The 12,999-nt window shown below is 62.2% G+C and carries 11 protein-coding genes and 1 tRNA gene; 9 read left to right on the top strand and 3 right to left on the bottom strand.

Annotated elements, in window-relative coordinates:
* Nucleotides 1-83: 83 nt before the first annotated feature.
* Both HOY34_RS01850 and HOY34_RS01845 read right to left on the bottom strand, forming a co-directional pair.
* Nucleotides 84-1,145: a quinone-dependent dihydroorotate dehydrogenase gene (locus tag HOY34_RS01850; protein ID WP_172359588.1), complete on the bottom strand. Its 1,062-nt coding sequence runs from the start codon at nucleotides 1,143-1,145 to the stop codon at nucleotides 84-86.
* Between the two features lie 97 nt (nucleotides 1,146-1,242).
* Nucleotides 1,243-1,581 carry a DUF952 domain-containing protein gene (locus HOY34_RS01845; protein WP_172359587.1) on the bottom strand — a complete coding sequence of 113 codons (339 nt, stop codon included), beginning with the start codon at nucleotides 1,579-1,581 and terminating at the stop codon, nucleotides 1,243-1,245.
* A 201-nt stretch (nucleotides 1,582-1,782) separates the two neighbouring features.
* Between HOY34_RS01845 and HOY34_RS01840 the strand changes: the two genes are divergently transcribed.
* The 9 genes from HOY34_RS01840 to HOY34_RS01800 all read left to right on the top strand — a co-directional run bounded on the left by HOY34_RS01840 (nucleotide 1,783) and on the right by HOY34_RS01800 (nucleotide 10,924).
* Nucleotides 1,783-1,856, top strand: a tRNA-Gly gene (locus HOY34_RS01840).
* A gap of 992 nt (nucleotides 1,857-2,848) precedes the next feature.
* Entirely contained in the window at nucleotides 2,849-3,640 is a 792-nt protein-coding gene (gene rlmB / locus HOY34_RS01835; RefSeq protein ID WP_172359586.1) for a 23S rRNA (guanosine(2251)-2'-O)-methyltransferase RlmB, read from the top strand.
* Nucleotides 3,641-4,179: 539 nt separating this feature from the next.
* Nucleotides 4,180-5,472 (top strand): crotonyl-CoA carboxylase/reductase, encoded by a 1,293-nt coding sequence (gene ccrA, locus HOY34_RS01830; RefSeq protein ID WP_172359585.1) that lies wholly within the window; start codon nucleotides 4,180-4,182, stop codon nucleotides 5,470-5,472.
* 171 nt (nucleotides 5,473-5,643) lie between these two features.
* Complete coding sequence (locus HOY34_RS01825) at nucleotides 5,644-5,820, top strand: hypothetical protein (protein ID WP_172359584.1); 177 nt, start codon at nucleotides 5,644-5,646, stop codon at nucleotides 5,818-5,820.
* A 128-nt stretch (nucleotides 5,821-5,948) separates the two neighbouring features.
* The gene (locus HOY34_RS01820; protein ID WP_172359662.1) at nucleotides 5,949-7,478 is read left to right on the top strand and encodes an ATP-dependent DNA helicase; all 1,530 of its coding nucleotides are present in this window, start codon (nucleotides 5,949-5,951) and stop codon (nucleotides 7,476-7,478) included.
* A 132-nt stretch (nucleotides 7,479-7,610) separates the two neighbouring features.
* The gene (locus tag HOY34_RS01815) at nucleotides 7,611-7,847 is read left to right on the top strand and encodes an Lrp/AsnC ligand binding domain-containing protein (RefSeq protein WP_172359583.1); all 237 of its coding nucleotides are present in this window, start codon (nucleotides 7,611-7,613) and stop codon (nucleotides 7,845-7,847) included.
* Nucleotides 7,848-9,132: 1,285 nt separating this feature from the next.
* Nucleotides 9,133-9,648 carry a hypothetical protein gene (locus HOY34_RS01810; RefSeq protein ID WP_172359582.1) on the top strand — a complete coding sequence of 172 codons (516 nt, stop codon included), beginning with the start codon at nucleotides 9,133-9,135 and terminating at the stop codon, nucleotides 9,646-9,648.
* A 17-nt stretch (nucleotides 9,649-9,665) separates the two neighbouring features.
* Nucleotides 9,666-10,043: a phage holin family protein gene (locus HOY34_RS01805; protein WP_172359581.1), complete on the top strand. Its 378-nt coding sequence runs from the start codon at nucleotides 9,666-9,668 to the stop codon at nucleotides 10,041-10,043.
* A complete protein-coding gene (locus tag HOY34_RS01800; protein WP_172359580.1) occupies nucleotides 10,040-10,924 on the top strand; it encodes a hypothetical protein in 885 nt (294 codons plus the stop codon). The genes HOY34_RS01805 and HOY34_RS01800 overlap by 4 nt, the downstream gene beginning before the upstream one ends.
* 256 nt (nucleotides 10,925-11,180) lie before the next feature.
* Here the strand turns inward: HOY34_RS01800 and HOY34_RS01795 are convergent, their stop codons facing one another.
* Nucleotides 11,181-12,998 carry a sensor histidine kinase gene (locus HOY34_RS01795; protein WP_172359579.1) on the bottom strand — a complete coding sequence of 606 codons (1,818 nt, stop codon included), beginning with the start codon at nucleotides 12,996-12,998 and terminating at the stop codon, nucleotides 11,181-11,183.
* Between the last annotated feature and the right edge of the window lies 1 nt (nucleotide 12,999).

The following is a 12,999-nucleotide window of genomic DNA, read 5'->3' as shown; positions in this document are numbered from 1 at the left end:
CGGGGTGCTGATCTGACAGGGCCCTGATCTGACAGGGCCCTGATCTGACAGGGCACTGACCTGACTGGCCGCTGACCCCTGCGTCAGAGCCAGCGCTCGCGCCCGCTGCCCACGGCATCCGCGACCGAGGCAAAGCCGTTTTGCGCCAGCAAAGCGTCCAGGCCGCGTGCGATCCCGGGGATCAGCGACAGGCCCTGATAGACCATCGCCGTATAGACCTGCACCGCCGAGGCCCCGGCGCGAATCTTCTCAAACGCCTGCTCGGCCGAGCCGACGCCGCCCACCCCGATCAGTGGGATTCGCCCCGCCGTCGCCTGCGACAGCTGCGCCAGCACCCGGGTTGAGCGTTCAAACAGCGGCGCACCCGACAGCCCGCCCGTCTCATTGCGATGCGGGCTGGCCAGCCCGTCGCGCGACAGGGTGGTATTGGTGGCGATGATCCCCGACAGGCCAGAGGTCAGCGCGGTTTCGGCAATCGCGGCGATTTCATCGGCGCTCAGATCCGGGGCGATTTTCAGGAAAATCGGAATCGGGCGCGGCAGATCGGCCCGGGCCTCCATCACGCCCGCCAGCAGCGCATTCAGCGCCGCCGGGCCCTGCAGATCGCGCAGTTTCTCGGTGTTCGGAGACGAGACATTGACGGTGGCGAAATCGACATGGGGGCCGCAGATGCGCAGCACTTTGGCGAAATCGGCGGCGCGATCGGTTGAATCCTTGTTCGCGCCCAGGTTCAGCCCGACCGGCACATCGCCTTCGCGCCGGGCCTGCAGGCGGGCGGCAATCGCCTCGGCGCCTTCGTTGTTAAAGCCAAAGCGGTTGATCGCGGCCTGATCCTCGCGCAGCCGGAACAGACGCGGGCGCGGATTGCCGGGCTGTGGGCGCGGCGTCGCAGCGCCCACCTCGACAAAGCCGAACCCTGCGCGGGAAAGCGGCGCGATGGCGATGGCATTCTTGTCATAGCCCGCCGCCAGCCCGACCGGATTGGGCAAAAGCATCCCCGCAAGGCTGGTGGTCAGCCTGGCCGAAGTCACCAGCCCCGGCAGAGGGGCCAGCCCCGACTTCAACGCCGTCAGCGACAGGCTATGCGCCCGCTCTGGATCAAGGCGGTGCAAGAGGCAAAGTCCGGCGCGTTCAGCGATGTTCATCTGGCAGGCTCTGTTGGATATTTATCGGGGTCTTATCGGGGCTGGGGCAGTCGTGGTAAGCGAGGGGCCGCAGATGCGGGCAAGGCCCGGGCGCCGTTTACAGCAGACCTTCGGGGAAGATATGGCCGGTTGCCCCCAGCGGCAGCGACTTGTCCCAGATCACGTCGCTCAGCCGAAGGGGGCGATAAAGATGCGGGAAAAGCGCGCCGCCGCGCGATTCTTCCCATTTCAGATCGGGGGCCAGCTGCGCCGGATCACAGGCCACCAGCACCAGATCGCTTTCACCTGCGAAATGTTTTGCGGCGGTTTCCGCGGCCTGAACGGGGGTCGAGAAATGGATATAGCCATCGGCAAGATCAACCGGAGCCCCGGCGGTCTGACCGGCAGCGCGGAAGGCATCCCATTCGGTTCGGCGGAAAATCTTGAGGATCAGCATGGCGCGTTTCCTGCACCCGAAGCGGGTTCAGGTCAAATGAAAACACAGCTTATGGGCGGGTTCCGGCGGGCAGGGGTGGCGCTATTGCGGCAAAACCGTCGTATAATGATGCGCTGATCTTCTTGCACTGTCCGGCGAAGCCCGTTATTGAAACCGGGTGACCAGATCTTTGGGTCGATGCCCTCGGGCAGGTCACGCGCTGCGGGCGTTGTGTAATGGTAAGACCTTAGCCTTCCAAGCTAATGACGCGGGTTCGATTCCCGCCGCCCGCTCCATCCCACCAAGATAAGACCATGATTTCCAATCGGTTAGGACGCATTGTGTCCCACATGAAAGCCGCGTTTGGGATACCCCTCGATTGCGATCTGTCGCGGTCTCTTTGCTAACACCTCAAGCTTGGCATGCATCGGGTTTGGATTGAGTTTGATTGCAGGAAATAATCCTGACTTCACAAAAGAATCGCGAGGCCACACCTGCCGAGGTCAGCCACTCGACTATTTCTGCAGTTTCTCCCCGTCAGTAGCTGGTGCAGGTGACGTTAGTGCCCAGTCGATTGCAGTTCGTAGTGGTCATGCGCGGCGCGGGTGCGGCAACTATCGGTGGCGGTTGGTAAGACTGCCCTCTGAATTGGAATGTCGGCATTCCCCCGTCACTGCGCCCACATTGATAAGTCATGTAATACCACGTGACCGGACCGGGCATTATATCGGCAACAAGCCCCCCGGCTTTGCTGTAGCTGTCCACAACCTGATAGGGGCCCCTGCAGGTCTCAGCCGCCTTCGACAGGCATCCTTCCGACGACCTGCTACACTTCGCTGTGTTAATGGGTTGCCCTGACGGGCCGGAGACGGTGGTCTGGGATGGCTCTACACATCCGTTCAGATGAAGAGTGAAGCTGATCAAAAGCAGAACTGCCCGAAATTGCATGAAAATCGCCTTAAGGTTTAGTTGGATATAGCAGTGCGGCAGCTGCATCTGTCAATCTCGATGGCATTATTCACGTGCCGATTGCACTTTTGTTAGCGCTCAGCTGTTCAGCTCAACAGCGCTTCCCCAGTATGATTTCGGCAAGCTATTGATGAATTTCACAATGATCAGTGTTGTCAGGTTTGATCCTAAGCGCTGTTTCCTGCCGCCCGTTCCATCCTCCCTTTTGGGGTCTGCAGCCTCTACCGTTTATCGGCTCATGCGGCTTTGGTCTTGCGCTTTGCGTCGCTTTCGGCCTTTGGTCTGGCGGGAAATGACGGCGTCTGACGAGGGACCGGCGATGAAGAAACCAGCTTGGGTTGTCGATAAGGAACGTACAAAGCGGGCCGAGGCGAAGGAAACGGTCTGGCTCTTCGGGCTGCATGCGGTGCGTGATGCGCTGCTGAACCCAAAGCGCGAAAAGCTGCGCCTGGTGGTAACCCGCAACGCCCTTGATAAGCTGGCCGATGCGGTTGCCGCCTCGGGGCTGGAGCCGGAGATGGTCGATCCGCGCAAATTTGATGTGCCGATTGATCCGGGCTCGGTCCACCAGGGCGCCGCGCTTGAGGTTAAGGCGCTGAACTGGGGCAGCCTTGAGGATGTCGCGGTTTCGGGCGCGGGCGAGCCGCTGGTCGTCCTGCTGGACCGGGTGACGGATCCGCATAACGTCGGCGCGGTTCTGCGCTCGGCTGAGGTTTTCGGTGCGCGGGCGGTGATCGCGCCGCGCCATCATTCGGCACCAGAGACCGGGGCGCTGGCCAAAACCGCCTCTGGCGCGCTGGAGCGGCAGCCCTATCTGCGGGTCACCAACCTGTCAGAGGCGATGAACGAGCTGCGCAACATGGGCTATTTGCTGATCGGTCTGGCGGGCGAGGCGGAGCTGCCGCTGGCGGATGCGCTGGCACAGGCGGGCACGCGCCCGGTGGGGCTGGTGCTGGGGGCCGAGGGGCCTGGCCTGCGCGAAAAAACCCGCGAGACCTGTGATCTGATCGCGAAAATCCCGGCGGCGGGGGCATTTGGCAGCCTGAACGTCTCGAACGCGGCGGCGGTTTCGCTTTACGCGGCTTCGCTGCGCAAACCTGCCGAGGGCTGAGGTAAGGATCCGGGGCGGTAAAGATCCGGGGCGGTAAAGATCCGGGGCGGTAAAGGCCGGGCTGGCATCATGTGTCATCCCCGCTTTTCAGGCTGCAATCCGGGGATGAGAGCGGCAGGCCGCAGTAGCGCCAGGGGCAGAGTGCCTCCTGGGCGGCCAGATCACAAAAATGCTATCCGCCCTTTAATCCGGCAGTAATGTTTCTAAGTCATGTTCAGAAGGCGCGGGAAATGGAACCCCCGTCCCTTGATTGCACTGTCCCTCGTTCCACAACTGGCGCCCGCGCATTCAGCGAAGGGCGCCTTTCTTTTTCCCGATCTCCACTGGTTTGCCGCTGGCCTGGCTGCTGCTCTGCCAGTTGACCGCCCGAAGAGGTGTCGATCAGGTCCGCATTGGCGGCATTTGGGTTGCGCTGCATTGCGGCAGACATAAAATTACCCACGATTGTCAAATATGGTTGCATTATTGCGCGTTGAATTTTAAACCTCCTGACAACGGCCGCCGATCCTGCGGCGCGGCACGAGATCAGGAGTTCGCTCATGGCACTGGACAGACAGGCATCGATCATGACCTACGACGCCCCGAAGAAAGACCTCTACGAGATTGGTGAGATGCCGCCGCTGGGTCATGTGCCGGCGAAAATGTATGCCTGGGCGATCCGGCGCGAGCGCCACGGAGAGCCGGAAACCGCCATGCAGCTGGAGGTGGTCGATACCTGGAAGCTCGACAGCAATGAGGTGCTGGTGCTCGTGATGGCGGCGGGGGTGAATTACAACGGCGTCTGGGCGGGGCTGGGCGTGCCGATCTCGCCCTTTGATGTGCATAAGCAGGATTTTCACGTCGCGGGATCGGATGCTTCGGGCATCGTCTGGGCGGTGGGCGAAAAGGTGAAGCGCTGGAAGGTCGGGGATGAGGTGGTGATCCACTGCAATCAGGACGATGGCGATGATGAGGAATGCAACGGCGGTGACCCGATGTTCTCGCCGACGCAGCGGATCTGGGGCTATGAGACGCATGACGGCTCTTTCAGCCAGTTCACCAAGGTCCAGGCGCAGCAGCTGATGGAGCGCCCGAAGCATCTGACCTGGGAGGAATCGGCCTGCTACACGCTGACCCTGGCCACCGCTTACCGGATGCTGTTCGGCCATGCGCCGCATGATCTGAAGCCGGGGCAGAATGTGCTGGTCTGGGGCGCCTCGGGGGGCTTGGGCTCTTACGCGATCCAGCTGGCGAATACGGCGGGGGCGAATGCGATCGGGGTGATCTCGGATGAGACCAAGCGCGATTTCGTTCTGTCGCTGGGGGCGAAAGGGGTCATAAACCGCAATGAGTTCAAATGCTGGGGGCAGCTGCCCAGGGTGAACTCAGAGGAATATAATGTCTGGCTGAAAGAGGCGCGTAAATTCGGCAAGGCGATCTGGGATATTTTCGGCAAAGGCGTCAGCCCCGATATCGTGTTCGAACACCCGGGCGAGCAGACCTTCCCGGTCTCGTCGCTGGTGTGCAAAAAGGGCGGTATGGTGGTGATCTGCGCCGGCACCTCGGGTTTCAACTGCACCTTTGACGTGCGCTATATGTGGATGCACCAGAAACGCCTGCAGGGCAGCCATTTCGCGCATCTGAAACAGGCCTCAGCCGCCAATAAACTGATGTGCGAGCGCCGCCTTGATCCTTGCATGTCTGAGGTTTTCCCCTGGGCCGAGATCCCGCGTGCCCATACGCTGATGTGGAAAAACCAGCATAAGCCCGGCAATATGGCGGTGCTGGTGCAGGCACCGCGCACCGGCCTGCGGACCTTTGACGACACGCTTGAAGCCAGCCGCAATCGCTGAGGCAGCAATCACAGGTTGCTTGCGATGCCGCATCCGAAAAGGATGCGGCATTTTGATTTTAATTGTTTCGAACTATGCACATATTGTGCAGAACTGTTCGAAAAGTGACGGATACCCTCAGGCCCCCGGCGGGTGTTACACTTATTGGTATTTTCAAGCCTGGGTGGTATTATGGGGCATGACTGGGTATTCGATGTCCTCAAAGATCTGCGGACCTATGCGCTGGCCAATAATCTGACGGCATTGGCGCAAAAGGTAGAAGAGGCGCTGCGGACGGCCGAGCTTGAGATTGGCCAGCCAGACGCGCAGGGCAATCTGAAACCGCCCGGCAAGGGGCTGCCACATTAACGCAGTCACCGCCTGGCCAGTTGATCTGCGGCTGATATGCGGCTGATCCGGGGGCAGAGGTGCTGTCCCTGTGGATCGCCGAAGACAGCCGCTGGCGCTCTGGCCGGGCAGCGGCTAATCTGCGCGCCATGCAAGCATCGGCCCCCATTTTTTCCGACGATCAGGCCGAGGCCTGGGACCGCATCGCCTCTGGCCTGAAGGCACAGGGGGTTGATCTCGACGATGGCATTCTCTCGCCGCCGGGCGAGGGGGGCTCGACCGTGATGGCGGTGATCGGCAAGGCGGGCTCTGGCAAGACATTGTTGCTGGCGCAGCTTTACAAAGCCCTGCAGGCGGCGGGGGTTGAGATCGTCTCTGGCGATTGGGAGGGCAAGCGACGCAAAGAGCGGCGGACGCTTGCGATCCTGGCGCCGACCAACAAGGCCGCCAGCGTGCTGCGCCAGCGCGGCGTGCCCGCAACCACCATCCACCGCATCCTCTATACGCCGGTCTATGACCCGCAATATGAGAAGATCGCCGAATGGCTGTCAGGCCAAGGCGAACGCCCAAAGGTCGAGGGGCTGACCGAAGAGGCGCTGGACCGGGCGCATGCCTTTTATCAGCAGGTGGCCTCGATCCCCGGGGCGCTGGCGGCGGCGGGGCTGAAGGGATCAGACTTTATCCAGGGCTGGAAGCGGCGCGATGATCCGCTTGATATCGGCTTTGTCGATGAGGCCTCGATGCTGGACGAGCGCCAGTTCAATGATCTGAAAGAGATTTTTCCGCATCTGGTTCTGTTTGGTGATCCGGCGCAGCTGGCCCCGGTCGGGCAGTCGGGGCAGATGGTTTTCGACAGTCTGGCGGCAAACCAACGGCTGGATCTGCACCGGATCCACCGTCAGACCCAGGACAATCCGATCCTGGATCTGGCGCATGCGCTGGCGGATGATCGGCTGGGCTTTGACGATTTTGAGCGCCTGGTGCGCGAAAAAGCGGCCCAGGATGATCGGGTCGTCTGGGCTGAGCGGGTCGATGCCGATCTGATGGCCCGCTCGCCTGTGCTGGTGTGGCGCAATGCGACGCGGGTGAAACTGATCACCGCCTTTCGCCTTGGCCATGGTGCGCCCGACCATGACCTGGTGCCGGGTGAGCCGCTGATCTGCGACGGCATCGAACTGCCGCTGAAACATCGCAAAAAGCGCGTCGATCTTGAGGCCCGCGGGCTGATCAAAGGGGCGCAGGTGATCTATCTGGGGCCAGGCAATCGGACAGGATTTGCAAAACTGCATGTGATCGGGGCCGAAGATCCGCAGCTCTCGGCTGCCTCGATCATCAAGATCGAAAAGCCGGAAGAGGAAGAGCCGTTCATCCCGCATGCCGCGACCATGGGGGCTGCCTTTTTGCATGGTGCAGCGGTCACGATCCACAAAGCTCAGGGCTCTCAATGGCCAGAGGTGCAGGTCTTTGCGCCTGATCTCTCGGCGGCCGCCTGGGCCAATCGCAGTGAGGCAGGGGTGCCGCTTTGGAAGCGACTGGCCTATGTTGCGATCACCCGCGCAGAAACCAGGCTGCATTGGGTGGTGCGCAACCGTCTGGCCCGTCCACGGCAGCCGCTTGGCATATCCGATCTGAAAGCCGCACCTAAGCTGGAGCTGCGTTCACAAAGCGATGAGGGCTGAATTGGGGCACCCGGAGTTTTCCAAAACTCCGGGACGATTTCTTGTAAGAAATCGTCGGTTCCCTGGTGGTGGCGGGATTTCTCTTTTCGTCAGAGAAGGGTAATCTGCCGGTGGAAGAGAGAGGATCCCGTCATGTCATTGGTTTTCGTTCAGATCCGTTGCACCCCGGGCCAGACCTACGAAGTGGCCAATGCAATCTGGGATCGTGAGGTTGTCAGCGAGCTTTACTCGACCAGCGGTGATTTTGATCTTATGGCCAAGGTCTATATCCCCGAAGGTGAGGATACCGGCCATTATCTGGCGTCGCGGCTGTTCGATATTACCGGAATTCAGCGCACATTGACGACAATGACCTTTCGCGCTTTCTGATCCCTGACAGGTGGCACCACGGAAGGTTCCACCGCAACAGGTTCCGTTGTTCAGAAAAGCCCAAAGCACCCCGGGGGGCTTGTCGGGGGGGGCTTGTCATGGGGTACCTGCCGCCCCCTCTGCCGTGTGATGCCAGGTGGTCAAAGACCTTCTGGCAAGGCGCAAATGGGGCGGCGGTACGGACAACCACGATACTGGTTAAAAACAACGCAAGAACTTGTTAAAACAGGTTAAAATAGCACTCGTAACACAACTGACGGCCTGAGGTTTGCCGAAAAAAATCCTCAGACTCTTCTGCACTTGCAGAGTTTGTGACGGGTCCGGCTCACACAATAACATGTAACCGGATACAAGGTGCCGGACCCGCCTTTAACTGACCGCCGCTTTCAGGCACACACTCATAACAGCGAAAGCAGCAATCTCTTCGCCTCCCTGACCGGGGGTGCGACCGCGCCAGTCTGGGGCTGGCGACGGCTCGTGGATCTGGCCTCGAAAATTGCGGGGCCGGACCTGTTCTTATCCTGTTGCAAGCACCGCTCAGGCAGCACAACAGGGCGCGGCAAAGCCACGGGTGTTCATTTTCAATTTTCAGGAGATTTCGCCTGAGAATGACGCGGGTGCAGCGGAAATGGGGTGACCCACGGGCCGCCGTCCCAATGATATAGTCCCTCGGTTATGGACGGGTGATTAACTCTTAAAACTCTTTACGCCGGACACTAACCCCCGGACTCTAACCCAGAGTGTCGCGCCAGCACTGTTCCAAACACACTGATCCGGATCACCGTCCCCTTTGTCGCATCTTAACTAATCGTTTCAAAGCAACGCCTTGCGCAACGACACAGGTTGCTTTGCTGCTTCGATGTGTTAACGCGATTGCCACCGGGCGGTTCCCGATAAAATTTAAAAAATTATATCTCGGATATATTCATCTTATGGGGTTTCTGTTGGCAGGAAAGTGCTGCCCTGGGTTGTTTTTTGCCCAGCCTGGGCGTCTGCCCGGGACGGGCTGTCGCTTTCGCTTTGCTGAGCATCGTGGTCTTTGCTGCCGGGCCAGCCTGTGGCGGTTTTTGGCCTGGTTCTCCTGGCTGGGCCGCAGGCCGGGGAACCGCTGCCGGAGGCGGTGCGTTTTCAGATATGGCCCCGTGCTTTAAAGGGCGCGCGCTTTAAGGGCCGGTCTGCGCGGGAACTCTGTGCAGAGTTTCTGTATGCACGGGCTGAAAAGAGGTGCAGGATCGCTGAGCGTCATGCGTTTTGTGATCCAGCCTTAACAATGAGGAGAAGACAGATGGCACAAGCGGAAAAAAGAACGGATGCAAAGGCCTCTGGCAACGGCAGGCCTGCTGCCGCCTCTGCCAACAGAATGCGCAAGGCTGGCAAGGTTATGGCTGAGACGGTGCATGACGCCGCCGAGACCGCCAGAGAGAAGGCCGGGACTGTTGCGGCCTCGGCGGCCCGTCGGGTCTCTGATGGGGTCAATACGGCCGGACGTGAGGCGGCAGAGCGGGCAGAAGAGGCCCTGGATGCGCTTTCCGAAGCCGGTGAGCGTCTGAGCGGTCGTCTGCGCCGGGCAGCGAGCAGTGCCGCCGGGCGGGCGCAGGATGCGGTGCATGACATTCCCGCGCGCGTGTCGCAAAAAGCAGCCGAGGCGGCTGATGCGGTCCGCTCTGGCCCGGTTGGCGAGATCGCGGCAGATCTTCGCCATGTGGCCCGGCGCAATCCCGGTCTTTTCATGCTGGGGGCCGCAGTCGCAGGCTTTGCGCTGGCCCGGTTGCTGACGTCGCGCAACGGGCGTGACAGGTGAGCAGGGGCCCGGGCGATATGTCGTTGACCGCTTTGATTGCGCAGGTCGCCCAGGGTGGTCTGCGGCTTTTGAGTGGTGAGATAGAGCGGCGCAAGGCCGAGGCCAGTCTGCAGCTTTCCATCGTGATCCGGGGGATCGTGGCGCTGCTGGCGGCCCTGGTGCTGGTGCTTTTGGGGCTGGGGCAGCTGACAGATGCGGCCCATGCCGGATTGGTTCTGGCAGGGCTTACGCCGCTGATCGCCTCGCTGGTGACGGGGCTGACGCTGTCAGCTCTGGCGGCTGCGCTGCTTTGGTGGGGAAGCCGGCAGATCCGGCGCTCGGCTTTTCTGGCGCGGGAGGCCTGGTATCTGGGCCATCGGCCCGAACGCCGTCCCGATGAAGGAGATGAGGAATGAGCCGCACTGAAAAAAATTGTGACAGTCTTGAGGCGGATCGGGCTGCTTTTGCCAGCTCGATTGCTGCGCTGCGGGCGCGGTTGTTTCCCGGGCAGCGTGCAGGCCGGGCCGATGAGGATGATACGGCGGAAGAGACATCATCCGGCTTTGCGGCGGCGGATGGCAATGCAGCCCTGAAGGCGGCAATGCCCGCACTCAAAGCGGCAGGTGCCACAATCCGTGCCAATCCGCTGGCGGCGGCGCTTGCCGGGGCTGGGCTGGGCTGGCTGGCTTTCAGCGGGATATCGCGTGCGAGATCAAAGCCGCGCGAGGCCCGGCCGGAATGGCTGGTCGAGGTCGATCAGCGCCGCGATGAGGCCGAGCGCCTGCGCCAGAAGATCAACCGCGCGGCGGAAGAAGGGCTGCTTGACGAGGCAGAGGCAGATGAGAGCCTGGCCGAGGTTGAGACCTCGTTGCAAAGCGAGATCCGGCGTTTGATGGGCCGGGGCCTTGACGGGCTGGAAAGCGAGACCCGTGCCGCTGCGCTGGCTGCACGTCAGGCGGCTTTGACCCGGGCGACCTCGGGTAAGGGGTTTGGCCGCAAGGTGGTTCGCACGCTGGGGGCGGGCGGTGGCCTGGCGGCTCTGGCCGCGCTGGTCGCCGCGATGACAAGGCGTGACCCGGCAGCGCCCGGGCCGGATGAGGATGACGCTGCGGCCGCGCGCGAGGCGCTGGCGCAAGAGGCGGCCCGGCTTTCGGCCCTGGCCGCCGAGCTGAGCGCGGCGGTTCGGGGGGTGCTCTCCCAGGCGCTTGAGATCGGGAAAGAGCAGCGCGAAGACCCCGATCAGAATGCTGTGCCGCCCAGGGGCGACACGGGGCCCGCATCCGGCAATGAGGGCTGAACACAGGCCGGGGCGCATGCCTTCGGGTTTCGAATATGGCCCGCCTGACCTGTTGGGCGGGCTGTTTTCGGCGTTTCCTGTGCGGCTGTCTGTAAATCTGTGAAGGTCGGGGTTGCGCCCCGGAGCGCCCCCAGATCGCCCCAGATCGCCCCGCAAGCGCTGTCGTGACGGGGGGCTGAGGCCTCAGATTGGGTGCTCTCAGGCTGTCGTATTCAGAACGTCCTGCCCACAGGCTGCCCGCCCCAGCCGCCCGCTTTCAGTGCAGAACCTGGTTTGCGGCGGCGGACGGGGTGCCGGGGTTGCTGGCCTCTGCACTTTTTATAGAGGCGGGGATGCCGTCCGTGGCCTGGCTTTCATCGGGCTGGAAGGCAAAACTGACCACCGCGCTGACCCTTGGGCCCTCTTCGACAATCTCAAGCTGGCCCGCCAGCTGGGTGACAAACCCCCGGATCAGCCTTGCGCCGATCACCGAGGGGGCGCCGCTATGTGCGCCGATCAGGCGGCCATGTGCCGTCGCGGCACCAGACACCTCAAGGCGCACCAGCGACTGTGTTGCGCTGTTTGTCTCATGGCGCAGGCGGATACGGATGGGCTGTGCCCCGGCCTCGGCGGGCGGGAAGCAGGACAGGATCTCTGCCAGCAAAAGCGCCAGCGGCACCGCCTGTTGTGAGGGCAGCAGCAGCGGCATCAGATCGGCCCGGACGCTGCCGGTCTTGCCGGTGCGGCCATGGATCAGGTCAACCTTGGTGATCACCTCGGCCATCAGCAGATCGACCGCCACCTCGCTGCCACCCGCCATCCGGTAAAGGCCCAGGTGCACCGATGACAGCGACATCACCCGGTTGTGCAGATCATCCAGCACGAGGCGGATATCCTCATCCTCGGTTTCGCGGCGATGCATCCTGAGGAAAGAGGCGATCAGCTGCAGGCTGTTGCCGGTGCGGTGATGCACCTCGCGCAGCAATTCGTCTTTCTGACGCACCAGGTTTTCCAGCTCTGCCTCATCGCGCAAAATGGTGCGCGTCATCACCTGATAGGCCTCGGCGAGGCTGGCGATCTCGGCGGGCGGGTGATCCAGCGAGACGCCCTGCGCCAGGCGGTTCTCGGCGGTGAAATCGCGCATCGCCCGCGAGAGGCGGCGGATGTGGCGGGTCACCAGACGCTCGACGCCCAGAATGGTGACGCCCACCCCCACCAGCCACATCAGCGCCGGGAAGAGATAGGGCAGGATATAGTGGTTGAGAAAACCGTCAGCGGCCGGAACCGGCCAGGCTGCCAGCAGCGCCAGATCGGAATTGACCGGCGCCCAGGAAAACATCTGCCGGTGGCCATTTTTCGCATCATCGAAAAAGCTGCGCGCCTCGGTTCCGGCCAGATCGCTCAGGGGGGTGCCCTGCGGCAGGAAGGCCGCCGCATCGGCAATTCCGGTTGAGGAAAAGATGACCTCGCCGGCGCCATTGACGGCGATCATCGCATCGGGATGCTGCGCGGGCCCGGGGGCGCGGGCGGCCGGATCATCGGCCATCCGCAGTATCACCGCCTCTGGCAAAGACAAAAGCACAAGGCCGGTGGTCTGGCCCCGGGCATCGGTGACGGGCCAGGTCAGCGAGATATCGGTTTCGCCGGGGCGCGCCCAGGCGGGGTCATAGAAGATCCGCGATCCGGGCGCGGCAAGCACCCCGGCAAAGCGGCTGCTTTGACCAAAATCCTGGCGGCTGCCGTCAGAGCTGCAGATGATCTGCCCGTTTGGGGAAATCTGCGCCGCCCTTGCGATCAGCCTGTCTGCGGTGACATAGGCGGAAACCACCGGGCCGCAATCTGCGGGGGCATTGCGCAGCGAGGCCGCCAGCAGCTGCGCTGTCACCTGGGATGCGCGGAGCAGGCGGATCTCACGCAGGGCCTCTTGCAGGGTATGTCCGACCGAAGCGGCAAGCCTGGTTTCCTCGGCCTGGGCCACGGTTTTATGGGTCTGGGCCAGGGCCAGAAATCCCAGCGGCAAAAGCGCCAGCATGATCATTGCGGCCAGTCGCAGCGCCAGACCCGAGGTTATGCCTTTTGCTGTCGCCAGCCTCATA

The organism is Pseudogemmobacter hezensis (genome assembly GCF_013155295.1).
Classification (GTDB): Bacteria; Pseudomonadota; Alphaproteobacteria; order Rhodobacterales; family Rhodobacteraceae; genus Pseudogemmobacter; species Pseudogemmobacter hezensis.
The sequence above is the reverse complement of the archived record's forward strand: the minus strand, read 5'-3'. Positions and strand labels throughout refer to the sequence as shown.